The organism is Pseudomonas sp. OV226, from assembly GCF_003148705.1.
Classification (GTDB): domain Bacteria; phylum Pseudomonadota; class Gammaproteobacteria; order Pseudomonadales; family Pseudomonadaceae; genus Aquipseudomonas.
On the sequence record NZ_QGGS01000025.1, the window covers coordinates 1 to 16,548 of the forward strand.

Below are 16,548 nucleotides of genomic sequence, written 5' to 3' on the forward strand. Positions count from 1 at the left end.
CGAGCTGCGCCGACGTTACAAGCTCAAGGCTGGCGCTAAGGTCAGCGCATAAGAGGCTACTTCGGCGTCGAAACCTCTCTCGCATAGGCCTGGCACGCCTTCAGCGCAATCAGTCCCTGATCGCCGGCGTCGGTGATGGCGACAATTCGTTGAGCATGCGCTGGGTCAAGTCGGGCGCGCGCTCCTCCATGAACCACGCCGACGGCTTCGGTACCGGCTGGCATTGAACAGCCACTGGCTGGATCCGTGGTGTCGAGAAGGACTGACAGCCGCAAATCAGAAGTGGCAAGGCGATCGCGCAAGCGCGCCTGATCAGTTTGAGCATCTGTCAGTTCCTTGTGGTGGGTTTGATCGCTGGTCGTCAGCCGCTGCTCGAGCACCAGCCGCTTGTCTTGATCGGCACGCATCTGGGCGGCGGCTGCGTTGCTGATGGCGGTCAGGTCGACCTGATGCAGCCCAGCCTGTTCGGCGAGCTGCTTGCCATAGCGCCAGTCCTGAAACCGCCAGGCGCTGCCGGCGGCGACTAAAGCCAGCGCCAGCGCGCCAACCAATTTCCACGGAACGGCGGTCATACCAACACCTTCAGAGCCTTTGCGTAGAGCGCGTCACGATCCTGCGCACCGTTCGGCACACGCCCCTTTCGACCGGTGTTGATGATGCTTCCGATATTCGTGTTATCGCCGGCATCGGCCAAGGTGTTCAGCCCATGGGTAGCCCAGAACCAAGCGGCGGACATGCAGGCGTATTGCGGTTGCTCCAGTTGCTCGGGATGATTGATCAGGTCCACACCTAGCGCTTCACCGCATGCAGCGTAGTTGGCCCGTCCGGTGATTTGGATCAGACCCCGACCGCGATACTTGAAGCCGTCGCCTGCCACGGTATTACCCAGGTCCGCCCTACCCTCGTATTTTTTCTGGGCAGCCGTCGGCCCCCAAATCTCACGCACATAAACCAGTTGGCCGGATTCATGCCCGATCTGGGCAATGAACGCAGCAACCCGCTTGGCGCCCACGATTTGGTACCGCTGCATCGCGGTGTTGATGACAGGTGCAAAAACGCCGGCTCTTTGGCCGGCGTTCGGGAGTATCTGCAGCAACTGCTGCGCGGTTATGGGCATTACTTTTCTCCAGGAATAAAAAAACCGCCCGGAGGCGGTTTGTTTTAACCAACGATTTCAGTCACTGGTTTTGATGTAGAACGAGAGCAGTCTCGCATCGTCGCTGCCGGACCACGCAGGGCTAAAAGCCTGGTTGGAGTAAATAGAGACTTTATCGCCTCTTTCAAGATTCCCCAACTTCAGCTCACCGTGCTTGCTTTCGGCTGAAAGACTTATCCGGTCGAGTTCGCCATTTTTCCCATAGGCCACAATTTCTTGCGTAGAACATCCTTCGGACTCAAAGAGCGTGCTGAAACACTCCAGCGTCATATTGCAGATTGATTTCTCTACGACTAACTCGGCAGCCGGGGCACACCAGCGATAACCGTTGGCGTTTTCATAGGCCCCGCGGCCAAATCGGATTGATGCATCCTTCGCTCGATGAGGAAATATCTCATCAAGTCGGCCTTGTTTTTTGGCGCATATTGCGAGGTTCATCTGCTCAGCGGAATCTAGCAGCAAGTCCCCCATGATCGGCGCCATGGGATCACTAGGGGAAAACCAGCCATTGACGGTGCCGATGAATTCGACCTGCGTTAACCCGGCGATGTGTAAAGCGTTTACAAGATGATCTCTTGGGTACGGCCGCTCGAGGGTATCAAACTCACGCATAACCTCCATGTACTCAGGCTTTATTTCTCCGCGCCGATTCTCAAACTCGATCAGTACAATTACACCATCCGGCTTTAAAGCTGCAGAAAGATGTTCAAGCGCAGTAATCGGATCGACAAAGTGGTGCAAACAGGATTCCAGCCAGATGTAATCGAACGTCCCGACCAAATGACTTGGCAACGGAGAAGTCTCGATATCATGAACAGAAAATCTTGATGCTGCCTCTGTCTCGGATACAGACAACGAAGCGTCCCTGGAAAGCCGCCTAGCCGCGAGGTTTACGAAGTCCTCAGATATGTCGATCCCGTAGGTCCAATACCCCATCTTACTGAGCAAGTGGGATACCCAGCCCCCTCCGCAAGCAACATCAAGAATTCTTGACCCTAGTGGTGGCTTCAAGAACTGTAAGGCGTTCGCAAAGTTGTTGATGTAATGGACGGACTCTGTGATTGCCGGGCCTGGATCACTAGCGCCAACAGAACTGAAGGGCTTGTTCATCGCAAACTCTTCAATGCCTTCACGGCCAAGTTTCTCAACAAATGCGGCTACGTACTTCTCTGCGCCCGCCTTCCAGTCAACTCCTTTTGGAATATCCTCGTTGATCGCCTGCAACAAACTCTCTCTGTTTAACATCCACTGTCACCGAGCCGTAAGTTTTCGTGCGCGCACGATAGCATGAAAAATTGCGGCCGGTGACAGGGCTCACGCGGTGAAAACAAAGCTATCAAACCGCCGGTGGTGCCGGCCACACAGGTGATGGAGTGCTGATATCAACTGCCTCCAGTTCGCGATAATAGGTCTGCCAGGCCTTTGCCTTTACCGTCTCAGCATCTGTCGCATTACCCAAGGTCAGCGAAAGCATAAACGGAGTCATGGCCTGCGAAGCGATTGTGAACAGCGCGTTTTGCTGAGCTTGGTTCTCGGCCAGAATCTGCTCTGGAGTAGGCTGATATGGAACAGGCGCGGCAAAAATACCATCCTGATAGGTCCATCCCTCGACAGGCATAGGGACAAGATCTGTGATGTCATAGGTCGACTCCAGAAACCCCGGGGTACGACGCTCTGTAATCGGAATCTCTTTACCGATGCGGCTAGGATCTCCCTCCACCCACCCAGGCATCTCTGCGTCATAAACTATCGGCTGGATAATTTCTTGAATGGAGCCGCTATATACATATGCATGAGTCTTCAAAATGCAAACTCCTCAATGATAAGAATGCCACCGACTCCATTGCCGCCAGCCAGTCCCGCACCACTACTTATCCCTGCTTGTGCGCCGCCTCCACCAGAACCATACCCAGCCCCCGCCGCACCAGCGCCATAGCTTGAGCCAATACCGCGGCCGCCAGCGCCAAATGCGCTAGATGCCCCTCTGCCAGACTGATAGGCGTTGGTATTCAGCGATACTGCTGGCTCTCCCGACTGTCCAGCACCATTAAAGATGTTGCCACCCGAGGCCGTTCCAGAGTTTAGTGTGTTGCCCTGTATGGTCGGTGGGACTTGTGCGGCTGCAGCTGGAGAGCCCGGTCCGCCTGGGGCAGAAAATAGAGCGCCGAGCGCAGTGCTTCCGCCAGCCCCACCACCAGCACCCGCAACACCAACACCGCCAGCGCCAACCACAATAGATGCACCGGAAAACCCAGAGGTGTAGAAGCCCTCGCAAAGGGCGCCCGCAGATCCGCCAGCCCCACAGCCAACCTGCGTAGATGTGGTAATGGGGGAGCCCGCACCAGCACTGCCAGCACCTTGACCGATTGCATGTATCGCAGTAGTCAACGCTAATGGCGTAAATGTCGAAGCCGCTGTGACAAATGCGGCGCCGTTTACCGATACCTGAAGCGTGCCGGCGTTGTTGATGTAGACCGACTTACGCAACAGTCGGCCCGTGGCCTGGCCAAGCTGCATTGCATGCAGTGGCTTTGTAGCCGGGGCAACTTGCGATGCACCTCCCAACGACTCAAGGATGATCCATGCACCATTGCCGCCGTTTACCCCGGCTTGAACCAAGTACATCAGCACAGCTATTCCGGCTGGAAGCTCGCCGCCCTGCAATGGCTGAAGGCCAAGACCATAAATCGGCTTCGCCGCAAGCCCGTCAGGGGCGTAGGTTGAGGCGCCCGGGTTCAAGTTGGCAATGCTCACACGCTGCACATAACCGGTGGCCGGAAGTACCGTGAGTGCCGGCGTGTTCGCTGCCGCGTAGGCGCCTGCGGTTCCGGTATCAGTGAGGATGGTCGCCTGTTTATTCACGGCCCGAATGGCGGCTGTCAGTTGGGTGAAATTCGACTTGGAAGGCGTAACACCCCCCGCACTCAAAACCCCCAAGATCTCCATCATGACCATGTTCATGAATTCGGCAGGCATGATGGTTGCCGAAACGCCAGTTGCCGGGTTTCCATCAGTGAAGAAGCCAGGTGTTCCGGCGGCAGTGCTCGCCGGGATGACGGCCGCCGCACTTGAGTTATCAATTTGATACATCTAGAGCCTCACGAATAATGGAATTGCAGAATGGTGTGTGCCGGTTTGGCTTCGGATAATTCGCACTCGAGCACTGAGTTTCCCCATGAGGCCAATGGGTCGCCCATGGCGGATTGCCCAGTGCGGAAATAGGTAATCGTGTTGAGTGGCGAGTTGATGGCCCAGGTAAAAAACCAATCTTCTCCACCGAGTGGCTGACCACAGGTGCTTTGTCCGCATCGAAACGGTGCGTATTGCGTGATAGTCACCGTATACCCAAGCCCCAGCGCAAAAGACTCGAAGAACTGGATCGATTGGCCGCCTGTGTTGGTGAAGCGCGCAACAACCTGGTTCCGGCGCCCCTGAAACGTCGGAGAGACACCTGCGCACGGGTCAGGCAAGCCAAGCGTCGACTCCCATTCTCCAAGCAGGTTTACGGTCGTCGCTGGAAACGCATCAACCAACAAACCCAAGGCCGAATCACTGAGTCGTTGGAAGGTGGGGGCGAAGCAGGAGACTGCCTGTGCATGGACACTGCTGAGTTCTTTCGGCCAAACACGGCCGCGCGGAAGCAGCCCAAGCAGCGCGGATGTGAAATCGGCGCTGGTGAACGAAGGCTTTGGCATAGGAGATCAGCTATAGGTAATGGTGCCGAGAGTGGGGAGGTAACCGAGGACGTTTGCTATGTTCGCAACCGGCGAAGTGATCACGAACCCCTTGGTCGATGCGATTGCCGCGATCGCTGAGTCGATGTCAGAAAGCGCCACAAAAGACCCATCTGTCACTGGCACCCCTAGTCCCACAAACACCTCTGCGATGGCTGCTGCAACGGCATTACGGGTGGTTGTCGAAGCCCCTGTCAGTCCAGTAATCGTGAAATCTTTCGGGGCAGCGATTGGCGAGCAGACGTAGACCAGTGCTGTAACCGGCTGTTTCGGAAAAATACTGTTGGCCACTGTGAGCTGATCGCCGGCGGCAAGGTTGCCGGAGGTGACCCTGTTGTCGCTGGACGAAATGCCGTTTGTTCCCTGAGGAAATCCCTGATGATCAGCGTTTGCCTGATCAAACATCACATAGACCACAACGGTTCCGGTACCGAAACCGTTCGGGGCGCACCACGCCCGGGTCACACCCTGGACTGCCTTGGCCCAGATTGGGTAATCGGTAACAGATCCACCGTTTGGCGTGTTCTGGTAAGCCTCCAGCATGCGCTGGAAGAACGCATCGTCCTCCTCCTGCTCGGCGCCGCCAGTAATAACGGTTGTTACCGTACCACTGGACGGAATCCCGGGAATGGAGACCCCCAGTGTCATCAGGCTTCCTACCGGCGTGTTTCCGAGTTCTCCAGCCACATCGGCCTTTACCTGAACCGTCACCGTCCCACCAACGCCTACAGTGGCGCTTGCCTGCACAGTGAAAGTCGTCGAGTCGCTACGGGTGATCTCTGTGCCAATATCGATTATGGCCCCGACGGTCCCGGGAAAAGTGACGGCGCCAGCGGCGAACGATGCAGTCTTGGGATAGACATTCTTCAGCGCCCCCCATGCGTACAAGTACTCGCCCGATGAGGTGTAGGGCACTGCTTGCTTGGCGATCCAATCCAGATATCCATAGTTCAGATGGCCAAGCCCGGCAACAGCCTTGCCAAGGATCTGAAGATTGGAAAAGCGTAGTAACCCGTCAGCGGTGGGAAGTCCGGAGGTGATGTCGGACGCTACCCGCGATCGCAGCTCCGAGAGCGTCGGTCTCGTAAATGGCATAAGGGATGAACTCCAGGCGAAAAAAATCCCGCTCGTGGCGGGATCATAAAAAGTCAGCGGTCAGCTTGGTCGCCATGCCCAGTTGAATTTGAGCGGGATCACTGTGCCGTCGCTGCGAGTGATCGTAATGATCGAGTTCAATTGGCTGTTGTCTGCAATCGCGGTCAGCACCTTGATGCTGGAGGCCACTTCATCATCAACCATCCACTTGAGTGCCTCCTCCATGTAGATACGTGCTGTGTTGGCAACGGCGGGAGTCAGCCGTGAACGATCAAGGAGCCAAAGCCTTGAGCCGATCGGAACGTCTTCATCATCATCTCCCCACCAGCCCCGGCGATCATCGCCGCCGTCGGGTGGGATATCAGCAGCATCTGCTTCGCGATCACTGAACAAACTGATCAGTGCGGCAGTTTCCAAATCATCCCCACTGGCCAATGCGCCACCGCTGATTGACCAGTCACCCGTGCCTGATTCGACGATCCAGGTTGTTGTGATATCGCTCATTGTTGTGGTGTCGGCGTTGTCGTGCCGCTCCCGTTGTTGTGCTCATTGAAGATCAGGCGATCAGCAGCCATCGTCCGAACGCTATCGCTAATGTCGCCGTCAGCTAGGATATCGCCAGTAACGTGCAGCAACGGCGTGACCATCTCAATGCTTTCTGCTGCATTGATGGTCACCACCGTTGCATTGTTTACGGTCACGGGTGTGCCTTTGGCTTCGACCACAATGCCACCGTCCTTGGTGAGGTAGACGCTTTTTCCCCACAGGTCATAAACCATGCTTTCGCCGGAGGTCAGGCCAGCTGGCCGGCTAGCTTGATGACCAGTGGCAACCACGACTCCCTTAGATCGGTCGCCGCCCATGAAGACAATCAGAACGTCGGAACCATTGGGCGGCATGGAGGTAAATCCAAACTCGGCTATGCGGGGTGTTGCGTCGCGCGTTTCGGAGTCATTGAGTTTCACCTGCAGGAGCTGAGCGGTTTTGCTGTCGTCTGCAAACGTCACGCGCCCCCAACTAGACATCAGTTGAACTCTTCGCCATAACCGTTGAAACGCGCCAACATCATCGCGAGGCTGATTCGTTGGATGGCTCATTACGTCACCGGTGTAGAGAATTCGCCATATAGCGGCGTAAGGTTGATCGGTTGCGGCAGGAAGGCTTCAGGTGCCATCAAGGTTACCTCCGCAGTGGTCCCCGAATACGAGTTCCGCAGGAAGGTGACTTCGCTGATCAACATGCTTTCTGCGACGAATTTCAGTTTCGGCAGAGAAACGGAGACCAGAGTGTTTGGCTCCCACAGGGCGCCAGAAGAGTCTCGCCAGCTGTCGGTCGTGAGCCTGATCACCCGCGAACGTCCGAAGCGCCTGGCGGCCTCCCATTCAGCGCGTTGCACCGCAATTTCATTTCCCAGCCCACCACCTTCGGAGATGATGACCATCGCCCTGTGCCGCTTGCAGTTGAGATCCTTCACCTTGTAGAGCTGGTTACCGGCCTGCCCAAGGTCCGTGAAGGTATCAACCGATTGGATGTAAACGTTGTAATCGGAATAAATGAGGTTCGAGGAGTAGTCGATAAACGCACGCTGGACGTTTTCGCCCTCCGCAAATCCACTCGCGGCACGGCGGGTACCAGCTCTGGTTAGAAACAGGCTGCCGTCTGCAAGGTCGTAAGCAAGTACCGCAGAAAAGCGCGCCATCCTGTCGATGATGTCGAAGGCCGACTCACCCAGCATGACGTTGGTTTGAGGCAGGATCGGTAAATCAGTTACATCGGATGCCACCCGAATCCCTTCAGGAGCCCCATTGATGGTCGTGCCGTAAATTGAGGCAAGCTTCTGCGCGATCCCCAACACCGTCTGATTAGTGATCTGGCCGCCGGGCCACTCCGCAGCGCAATCAATCAGATCGGCGCACTTTGATCGACCGTTGACACGGATCGAGTGTTCGCCGGCCGTGATGCTGGGCACAAAATGATCGACATACCCGGTAATCACTGGGTCATCGCCCAAGCGAACCTGACAGGGCGCATCAGGCTCTATCGTCAAGCGATTGAGCTCGCCCGGGTAGAGCTCAGTCATTCCTATGTTGAAGTCGCTCGGCAGCCGCTCAATACCCCGAGTCACCCGGATATCCGTCCAGCCGGTCACGACCTGGTCCCCGGAGGTCAGGTAGAGTTCGTCTTCTTCCACAAGTTTTCCTTACCGGGCCAGGGCCTTGAAAGTGGTCGGCATGAATGCCGGGTGTATGGGGTCCGCCTGCTGGATCAACTCATCAGCGCGAGATGCGTCCTGATAAAGCCTGTTGGCTATGACCAACGCTGGCAGGGCGGTGCGGAAAGTGAAGGTTTCAAGGTTAGGCAGTGTCGCGCCAGTTGTGGTCAGCGCCACGACCACCGCCTGCCGGAGCGCAAGCAGCGCGTTATAGCTTTCGTCGTCACCGGTATCCCCCGCCGATAGAACCTCCGCATCGATAAAACCAGTGACGACGCCCATGGTGTCGATGGCCTCGTCATAGGAAGTTGGCACATAAGTCGCCACCACTTTCCCGATTGCCGCCAATGCCGATCGCCGCAACAACGCGGCTGTTGCGTCTTGAGCGACGACTTGCGCCGAACCAATCGCTCCCGTCCCGGTAAGAGCATCAGGGGTGTAACTGGCAAGTGGACCGAGAAGCACGATCGCATCGCCCGGGTCAGCGATACCTGCCACCAATGAATCCATGAGTGCTTGAACGGCATCGGTAAAAACCTCGCCATTACTCGCATCAAGGTTTGCGGCAGCGTCAACCAGGTTATCCATAGCTGCGTCAACGGCAGCGCGGTTTTCAGTGTTCTTGGCGATCAAGTCCGCCATCGTTGCACTGCTGTCCTTTGATTTTTTGCTGGTGATCAAGGCGCTGCTGACGTTGCCGTTGGCATAGCGCCCGAAGTCGCCAGTCATTAGGCTGGCCAGGCTGGTAATGCTGCGCACGTCCCGCGTGATTCGCCCCACCAGAACCTTGAAGTCAGCGATGACACCTACAACCATGCCGACGATGGCCTTGCCAAACTTAATCACCCCTTCGACCGCGTTGATCACAGCAGTGACACCGCCGATCACCTTGCGAACGAAGTCCAGAGCAGAGGACAAACCGAGAGCCGCCGCCAACTTATCCAGCAAGCTGCCGGAAGAAGAAGTAATGCTCGGAAATACCCGGTCGCCTGATTCGATGAAAGTGAAGCTGATCTCGAAATAACGCCCCATATCCCAACGTTCGACGACGCTCAAGCCTTCGGCCGGCACGCTGACAGTCAGAGCCCCAAGCGTTGGATGAATTAGCGCTCCGGGCCCCGGCTTCTCTGCCGCCGCCACCAACGCATCGCGCTGGGCAAGCGCACTTCCACCACCGTAGATGAAGCTGTCGGTGACGAGAAAGCCACTCATGCGGATACGCCGAGTCGAACGCCCCATGTCTTCGATATACGGTTTATCCCGACCTGGATATTCATGGAGAGCCAGTCGACGGCCAAAGCGAGCATCCCCGCCGTAGACCGCGAACGGCACCCCGCGGAACGAGGCCTTATGCAAGGTCTCAGTCCAAGTCTTGTTGGACTCCTTTGCGATCTGGATGATATCGGATAGTAAACTCATACGCCTGCCCCTACTCCGGTGTAAGCGATACGACTGGAGCCCTGCACATTCCCTTCGGACTGAACGCTCACCTTGGTCCCCTCAGTCGCACCTTTAAGCTCAACTTCGACCTTAACTTTCCCATTGGATGGGCCAGGAACGTTGCCCATGTTGTACGGGCCTTTTGGGGCAACGGGCTGGTCTTGTGAAGTCGGAGATGCAGCTGAGGTGACAGGTCCTTCCAATACTCGAGCCAGCGCAGCACGAGCAGACGCTTCGCGATCCTTCGCCTCCTCCGTGGTACCGGGTCTCAACCAGCTGCGCGAGGCAATTGCACCAGCCTCTTCAGCGGTTTTGGCCCCCCGAAGTTTTGCGCCGGCGCCCGACTCTGTTCCCTGAGTCAGTTCGTAGTTGGCAAACTCCAACTGTTTCATGGTGTCCGCGCGCGGATCCATCATGTTGAAGCCGGCCCACTTCTCGAAGTTGTCCTGCCGATCCCGGTGCCATTGGAAAATCCCGCGAGCTCTCCCCCAATCACCTAAGGCTGTGGGGTCGAGGTTACTTTCAGCAATGCCATTACCGACAATGCCGGCGGCGGCCTGCTTGCTCCAGCCTTGCGCCTGAAAATAGTCCTGAGCAAAGTTGGCCACATCCTTGTTCGTACCCTGAACCTTGTTCCAGGCAGTCGCGAGCAAATCCAGCTTCGGGGTTTTAGGCTCGTTCTCAGGTAGGCCCTGCGAAGCGCGAATGCGGCGAACCGCCTCGTCCTCACCTTGATTGAGGGACGGGGAGTACAGCATGGCGCCGGCCCCGACCGCAGCTGTTGTTAGTCCAACGGCAGCACCTGAGGCCAGCCAACTAACGCCCTGACCTGCGGCCAACGAATTCTGCGCCACCGCCACGGCAGTGGCCGCGTCTTTCCAGCGGCCGAGCAGGCTGATAAACGACAGAATCCCAACGCCCGCACGGCCAAGCGTCAAGCCCAAAGAAAGGACGCTTCCAATCAAACCTGCGTTCATCACCAGAACAACTGCGATCGCCGCGTTTTCCCAACCACCCAGCCAATCAACGATCTTGCCAATGCCTTTTCCGAAGCTGACGATCCCATCACCGACCTTCTTCCAGTCGATCTTGCCAATCCAGGTAGCGAAACCTTTCGCCCAGTCACCGACATTGGTGGCAATCAGGTCGCGATTGACCGATAGCCAGTTGGTGAACTGATCGATCAGCGGTTTCATGACGGGGATCAGCTTATCGCCGATGGCGTTCTTGGTTCCGTCCACGACCACGCCGAGACCGGCCAGCGACTGTGAAAATTCCTTGCCGCGCTTTACTGCGTCCTCGCTCATCACATAGCCAAGACGCTTGACCATGGTTTCATAGCGCTCGATGCCAGCAGCCCCCTCACGAAGGAACGGCAGCATCCCCTCCATACCAAACGCTCTGGCAATGAGTTTTTGCTTCTGCGGATCAGCTTCCTTGGCAATGGCGTTGGCCACCGCCTTGTACTGCCCAACCACATCCCACGCGCCTTCCTTGGTTTTCTTCAAGCCAATGCCGAGCTTGTTGAACATCATCAGAGCGCCCTGGTTACGCCCCCACTGCGCGTCCTGCATCGTGGTCGCCAGGTTGTCCAGACTCGAAGTGGTATCAGCAGCATCCACGCCGACCATCTTCGCCGCGCCGCGAAAGGACTGCAGCTGACCGGTCGAGATACCAATGCTGTGCGCGCTGTTATCGATGGACCGGCCGAGGTTGGCCCAGTTACTGGCCAATGCAGCAATCCCGGCCACCGAGCCGATACCGGTAATTGCCGCCATCGGCGCGACAATCGAACCAATACCTCTGGCGGCAGTGCTGGCCTCGCGACCAATATTGCCCAGATTCTTGCCGATTTTTTCAAAGCCCAACTCACGCCCCAGGCCTTTGAAGGACTTGCCAACCTCCTCAAACGGCCGAGTCAGCCGGTTGATGGAATCATTGACCTTGCGCACCGTGGCGGTGGCTTTATCCACCGCGTCGATCGTGATCGTGAAGGTATTACCCACTGTCGTTACCCCGCCATGCGCTTAGCTTGGTCATTCCACCAGCTCAATTCCTTCAAACTCAACGACCACGCCTCGCGCGGGCCCCAGCCGTAGTACTTGGTCAGTTCGGCAATCAGCTCTGGCCAGCCTCCTCCACCGGCAGGCCAGAGTCGGTAAAACCCTCGAGGAAGTTGTTTGCCGCCACCAGGTCCCGCTTGCAAAGCTTTTCTGCCGCCCCGCGCGGAATGCCGGCAATCAGACCGATCAGCGTGATCGCCGCGCCAACGGACGTGTCCGCGCGGGTGGCCTTTTCAATTTCGCCGGCATTCGGCTCCCGCAACTTCAGTTCCGAGTAAGTGATGGCGGAATCGCCCTTCCCGAGCACTACAGGCTTAACCAGGGTGATGGTGATTTCTTCTTCGAACATGGATCAATTCTCCGTTACGGAAGGGCTTTCCCACTTCACTTCGATAGTGGCGTCGGAAGATTTGGCTTCTTGTTGATCGAGGGCCCACATGTTGCGGCCGATGATGGTTTTGCCGTTGGCCAGTTCGGCCACAACAGTGGCGTTGCTCATGCCGTTGATGTCGGCCAAGCTCAGGTTCGCCGAGTCACGCAGTGTTGCGGCGATGTAGCCAGGCTGTGGCGTCTCGCTGTAACCGTGGACCCCGTCCTGACCTTTCAGGGTTTCACGGGAAACCCCGGAAACCTTGTAGGAAAAGTCACCGGCAAGCATGTAGCTCACGCCGTCGACAGTCAGGTAGCAGGTCCCGGCGAGGCGGTTGGTGTTGTCAGCCATGTTTATCTCCAGGCGAAAAAAAACCGCTCGAAAGCGGTCGTTGACGGGCGGCCTGGGTTACAGGCGGAATTGAGCGAGCAGCGCGAAAATCCGCAGCTGGTTGATCAGGGTGCCGGGCCACAACACGTCAACCCGATTGGGATTGATGCTGTTCTTCTCGACGATCAGTCCCTTGGCGAAGCCCGCGGCGTCCTGCACGTAGCCGTTGAATTCCAATTCACCGTACTGGGCGATCAGATCGGCCTTGATGATGTTGGGGGTGACGATGGCAGAGCCCGGCGCGAAGCGGGTGCCGTTGGCTGCCAGCTTGACTCGCGAATACTTGGAGGTCACCAGCGAGCGTTGAGCCCGCAAGACGAACATCAGCAGAAACAGCGTTTCGACTTGCAGGTAGCTGTCGTCGGCCGCGCCGAAGGCATTCTGCTGGTAGGTGGTGATCAAGTTCTCGATCGCCACGGTACCGTCACTGCCAACCATGAACGTCGAGATGCCATCCCACAGCAGCGTATTTCGCTCGCCCAGAATGAATTGCGAAGGCGAAGGCGGCGCCAGCACTGTGCTCAGCGTGAGCGTTTGCAGCGGACGGCCCGGATCGGCGCGCAGCGCGACAGCGGCGGTACCGGCGACATCTGCGGCCCAAATCCACGCCGGCGACGGCGAGTTATAGAAACCCATGATGCTTTCGTGCTGGTTGTTGCGGGCATTACCGGCAGTCGACAACGCCGAAACTGTTCCGCGCTGCGCAGCAAACACATGCCCGTAGACCTGATTCGCGTAACTCCACCGGCCGGTCTTGTCATTGAGCAGGTTTTTCAACGCGTTCAACGAAGCAGTATCGGTGTAAGGGCAAACAATAAAATCGAAGGGCTCATCACCCAGGTTCGCCAGTGCAGTGTCCAGCGTCGGGTTGGTGGCTCCCGAAGACATCTGCGTCAGGGTCAGGGTCAGGCCTGCCGGAACAGCCTCACCGCTCGATGAGCCTTGGTAGTTCAGGCGCAGGTCAATTTCGTTGCCCCCCAGGCCTTTGTTTTTGGCTGCGAGGGTGACCGTCGCGGTAGCGGCTGTCGCAGTCACCGGCAGATCGCTGGAACTGTTCACCAACGCGGCCAATGCGGTGGCGATATCGGCAGCCAGTTCACCAGTGGTGACGGTCAGACTCAGCAGTTGCCCGGCGATGTACAGCGAGATCACGCCAGTTGCCGTTGGGGTTCCGGCGATGAGCACCGTACCGGTCGCGGCAACACCACCGGCAGCATCCGCCAGCGGCAAAAACCAGACCTCGCCGAAATCATCGGCACGCACATAAGCGTCGGTCATCAACGCCAGCATGGAGCCCAGACCGCCCTTGGCTTTGGCGTCGCTGACGCCCTGCCCCAGTACCGGGACGTTTACCACACCGTTACCCGACGCAGTGATCTGGCCGATGATCAGGGTGCGCTGGGTCTGAGCACCGCTGTTCGCCTGGGAGTTATCGACCTCGGCATAGAACAATGGAACCCGCAGGTTCGCCGGGATATTGCTGAACGGGACGGTCATTGACGGTCACTCCCTTCATTGGCTTTGATCTTTTCCTCTTTGGCCGGTACAGAAGCAACCGGGGCTGGAGGGGTGAGAGTTGCGTCGTTGCAGTTCAGCCGGCGGGACCAATAAATATCGCCGTCAGGAACTTCGCGGCCCGCTTCTGGCAGGAAGTCGCGCTTTACCGGGTCACGCACCAGCAAACCCGGCGAGGGATAAATTCGCATGATTACTCCTGCAGATTTTCAAAAGAGAGACCGCCCTCTGCGCGCCCGTCAGGACCAGCAGTTCGTGGGGCCGGATTGACCGCATCAGGAAACGGCGCATCGACGTAGGTGCCTGAAGGATCGAAGACGTTGACCAGATCGTCTGTAACGTCGACCGAATCCAGAGGAACAATCGGCTGGACCGAAGCCACCTCTGCGGCGGGATCGAAAGGCGGGATTGGCTCCGGCCCTTCGAGTGGATAAAAGTCCTCGGGGCCTTGGTAAAACTCCATGCCCACATCCATCACCAACTCGCCCAGGTTCTGCTCACCATCACCGTCTTCAGCCATCCGGGAATGGATGAAAGGAAACTGCTGCAGGCGACTCATCAGCGGAGGGAAGTTGATCAATGCCATCTCAATCTGGCGTTGCATATCCTCCAACGCCAATATCATCGCGCCAGCCGCAGCATTACGAGGGAGCGCTTTAAGCTGAACGCGCGCGGAAATCCGGATCGTCGCCGTTACGTTGAACTGCGGCGCTGTCCGACCAAGAGATTCCTTGCTCTCCTCTGGCGAATGCAGCCAGATAATCGGGTAACTGCCGTTCCATGTTGGCCAAGATCTGGCCGCGAAAACGTTGTCACCTGCTGGTGTATTGCCTTTCAGGGCTTCAGCGGTGATTTGCCGTAACTGGGATGTGGTGGTCATTACATTTCGCTCAGCATGAGTTTGGCCCAGCCATGACTGTCGGGCCGGACCTCTGTCACCAGGTACCGTTGGTTAACGCGAGGGATAAAGACTTGGTCGTCCTGCTCAGGCGGTTGAGCAAAAGTGGAGAGGCGAACCCCCAGCACCGGCTGAGTAGAGGCAACCCCAACCATCGGGTCGATCATCTCGACCTCCCGATAGGCTGAGTCGAAAACGCCATCGATGGCATAGCCGATACCACCCGCTGGATAGAACATCACCTTTCCGGCTGGCTGCTCGCCCTCACCAAAAATGGTTTCCAGAGGACCGAGCACCAGGCTATCCCAATCGATCATTACGCGATCCTCACGGCCGGCCCGGCTGCCACACTGATGTGTGGTCCGGTCTGTTTCTTGACGACGGCATTGCCATCGACAAGAAACCCCAGTGTCGTCAAAGAGGCGACCTCAGTCGCGGACAACTTGACGGTTTCACCGGGGCCCTTTTTCTTGCCGTCGGCGCCAATCACGGTTCGGCCATTGGCCACGACAGCCTCTGCAAGAGAAGCTGCCGCTGTGCCCGCGGCCGCCATTAGCTGCCACTCGACGGGTCGCAGACCTTCGCAGCGAGACAGGCGTTGACCCGGCTTGGGATCACCAGCGGCGAGCTCTGCATGAGCAGGATGCGTTGGGCCGGGTCGTTTTCAACCCAGGTCTTCGGTGCGTAAGGCATTGCCTGGTAGTTGAAGGCCGGATCAAGGATCGAGCCGAAGGCACGGGTGCCCATCAACTGTTGGCCGGACATGATCATGTAGCCGTCTGGCAGCATTGGTTGTTCGACGCCGTTGTCGTCGATGAACCAGTCGTTGTACAGCCACAGATCGAACTGACCCCAGCGGCCTTTGTAGACGGCGCCCGGCGCAATCTGTGGACCGATGTTGATGCTGCCGGCCTCGGATTGTTTCGGGAAGAAGATCGCACCGAAGACTTTTTCATCGTTGGAGAAGGTCTTCCAAGCCGATGTGGTGAACACCAGGTCCGTGGCCTGAGCACCGGAAAGCTGAAGCATCAGGGTCTGCCATTCTTCCAGGTCATTGGCCGGAATGGTGTCTCGGCCAGCGGCGTTGAAGTTGGCCGGAATGCCCCAGCGGTTATTGCCGGTCAGGGCAATCGACAGCTGGGAGTCACGGCCGAAGTCCACCACTTCGGTTTCGAAACCCTCACCCGACACCACAACCTTGCCGGTCAGCAGCGCGGAGGCGGCCATCCATTCCAGACGACGATCGAGCATGTCGATCTGGTCGGCCATCTCGAAGGCAACGTTGGCCATCTCGCGTTCGCCAGCGGTCATGGAACCACCACCGATGCGCTCACCGATCTGACGCATGATTGGTTTGCGCAGGTCAGGGGCGCGCTTGTCCTTGATGTAGGCTGGTTTGTAGGTGTTGGTTTGGTAGCGACGCTGCTCAACCAGCTTGCCCTGCACCAGCGGGCTGATGAAAGGCGCCATGCGGCGAAGGCCGACATCGATGTCGATCGCGACGAACTCGGTTTCCGAGCTCTGAATGTTCGGGAAGAACTTGTCGAGCAGGAATTTCTGCGGACGCTTGAGCGTCGGCACAACCTGAATCAGGTCGGTGGTGCTGAAAGGAAACGAACTGGCGGCGGTCATGGGCCTCTCCAAGCAATAAAATGCTAAATCCAGCCCACAAAAA

20 protein-coding genes are annotated in these 16,548 nt (G+C 57.5%); all 20 read right to left on the minus strand.

Features of this window, described 5'->3' with window-relative positions; all coding sequences use genetic code 11:
* Positions 1 to 56: 56 nt before the first annotated feature.
* The 20 genes from C7534_RS27270 to C7534_RS27365 all read right to left on the minus strand — a co-directional run bounded on the left by C7534_RS27270 (position 57) and on the right by C7534_RS27365 (position 16,505).
* A complete protein-coding gene (locus C7534_RS27270; protein WP_109787647.1) occupies positions 57 to 572 on the minus strand; it encodes a lysis system i-spanin subunit Rz in 516 nt (171 codons plus the stop codon).
* Positions 569 to 1,117, minus strand: coding sequence for a glycoside hydrolase family 19 protein (locus C7534_RS27275; RefSeq protein ID WP_109787648.1), 549 nt, complete (start codon positions 1,115 to 1,117; stop codon positions 569 to 571). Before C7534_RS27275 ends, C7534_RS27270 begins: the two co-directional genes overlap by 4 nt.
* Positions 1,118 to 1,174: 57 nt before the next feature.
* On the minus strand, positions 1,175 to 2,401 hold the full coding sequence (locus C7534_RS27280) for a class I SAM-dependent methyltransferase (RefSeq protein ID WP_109787649.1): 1,227 nt from the start codon (positions 2,399 to 2,401) through the stop codon (positions 1,175 to 1,177).
* Between the two features lie 91 nt (positions 2,402 to 2,492).
* Positions 2,493 to 2,960 carry a tail fiber assembly protein gene (locus C7534_RS27285; protein WP_109787650.1) on the minus strand — a complete coding sequence of 156 codons (468 nt, stop codon included), beginning with the start codon at positions 2,958 to 2,960 and terminating at the stop codon, positions 2,493 to 2,495.
* Entirely contained in the window at positions 2,957 to 4,246 is a 1,290-nt protein-coding gene (locus tag C7534_RS33130) for a hypothetical protein (RefSeq protein WP_109787651.1), read from the minus strand. Before C7534_RS33130 ends, C7534_RS27285 begins: the two co-directional genes overlap by 4 nt.
* 8 nt (positions 4,247 to 4,254) lie before the next feature.
* Entirely contained in the window at positions 4,255 to 4,851 is a 597-nt protein-coding gene (locus C7534_RS27295; protein ID WP_109787652.1) for a YmfQ family protein, read from the minus strand.
* Between the two features lie 6 nt (positions 4,852 to 4,857).
* Positions 4,858 to 5,985 (minus strand): baseplate J/gp47 family protein, encoded by a 1,128-nt coding sequence (locus tag C7534_RS27300; protein WP_109787653.1) that lies wholly within the window; start codon positions 5,983 to 5,985, stop codon positions 4,858 to 4,860.
* A 60-nt stretch (positions 5,986 to 6,045) separates the two neighbouring features.
* Positions 6,046 to 6,489, minus strand: a complete 444-nt coding sequence (locus C7534_RS27305; RefSeq protein ID WP_109787654.1) for a phage GP46 family protein — start codon at positions 6,487 to 6,489, stop codon at positions 6,046 to 6,048.
* Positions 6,486 to 7,082, minus strand: a complete 597-nt coding sequence (locus C7534_RS27310; RefSeq protein ID WP_109787655.1) for a phage baseplate assembly protein V — start codon at positions 7,080 to 7,082, stop codon at positions 6,486 to 6,488. The genes C7534_RS27305 and C7534_RS27310 overlap by 4 nt, the downstream gene beginning before the upstream one ends.
* Entirely contained in the window at positions 7,082 to 8,176 is a 1,095-nt protein-coding gene (locus C7534_RS27315; RefSeq protein WP_109787656.1) for a phage baseplate assembly protein, read from the minus strand. Before C7534_RS27315 ends, C7534_RS27310 begins: the two co-directional genes overlap by 1 nt.
* A 9-nt stretch (positions 8,177 to 8,185) precedes the next feature.
* A complete protein-coding gene (locus C7534_RS27320) occupies positions 8,186 to 9,616 on the minus strand; it encodes a DNA circularization protein (RefSeq protein ID WP_109787657.1) in 1,431 nt (476 codons plus the stop codon).
* Positions 9,613 to 11,643, minus strand: a complete 2,031-nt coding sequence (locus C7534_RS27325) for a phage tail tip lysozyme (protein ID WP_109787658.1) — start codon at positions 11,641 to 11,643, stop codon at positions 9,613 to 9,615. Before C7534_RS27325 ends, C7534_RS27320 begins: the two co-directional genes overlap by 4 nt.
* Before the next feature lie 112 nt (positions 11,644 to 11,755).
* Positions 11,756 to 12,049, minus strand: a complete 294-nt coding sequence (locus C7534_RS27330; RefSeq protein ID WP_109787659.1) for a phage tail assembly protein — start codon at positions 12,047 to 12,049, stop codon at positions 11,756 to 11,758.
* Positions 12,050 to 12,052: 3 nt separating this feature from the next.
* On the minus strand, positions 12,053 to 12,421 hold the full coding sequence (locus tag C7534_RS27335; RefSeq protein ID WP_109787660.1) for a phage tail tube protein: 369 nt from the start codon (positions 12,419 to 12,421) through the stop codon (positions 12,053 to 12,055).
* Positions 12,422 to 12,478: 57 nt separating this feature from the next.
* Complete coding sequence (locus tag C7534_RS27340; RefSeq protein WP_109787661.1) at positions 12,479 to 13,957, minus strand: phage tail sheath subtilisin-like domain-containing protein; 1,479 nt, start codon at positions 13,955 to 13,957, stop codon at positions 12,479 to 12,481.
* The gene (locus C7534_RS27345) at positions 13,954 to 14,166 is read right to left on the minus strand and encodes a DUF2635 domain-containing protein (protein WP_109787662.1); all 213 of its coding nucleotides are present in this window, start codon (positions 14,164 to 14,166) and stop codon (positions 13,954 to 13,956) included. The genes C7534_RS27340 and C7534_RS27345 overlap by 4 nt, the downstream gene beginning before the upstream one ends.
* A gap of 2 nt (positions 14,167 to 14,168) precedes the next feature.
* Positions 14,169 to 14,855, minus strand: coding sequence for a phage tail protein (locus C7534_RS27350; protein ID WP_109787663.1), 687 nt, complete (start codon positions 14,853 to 14,855; stop codon positions 14,169 to 14,171).
* The gene (locus C7534_RS27355) at positions 14,855 to 15,190 is read right to left on the minus strand and encodes a head-tail joining protein (protein ID WP_109787664.1); all 336 of its coding nucleotides are present in this window, start codon (positions 15,188 to 15,190) and stop codon (positions 14,855 to 14,857) included. Before C7534_RS27355 ends, C7534_RS27350 begins: the two co-directional genes overlap by 1 nt.
* Entirely contained in the window at positions 15,190 to 15,426 is a 237-nt protein-coding gene (locus tag C7534_RS27360) for a hypothetical protein (RefSeq protein ID WP_109787665.1), read from the minus strand. Before C7534_RS27360 ends, C7534_RS27355 begins: the two co-directional genes overlap by 1 nt.
* Positions 15,426 to 16,505, minus strand: coding sequence for a major capsid protein (locus C7534_RS27365; RefSeq protein ID WP_109787666.1), 1,080 nt, complete (start codon positions 16,503 to 16,505; stop codon positions 15,426 to 15,428). Before C7534_RS27365 ends, C7534_RS27360 begins: the two co-directional genes overlap by 1 nt.
* Positions 16,506 to 16,548: the final 43 nt, after the last annotated feature.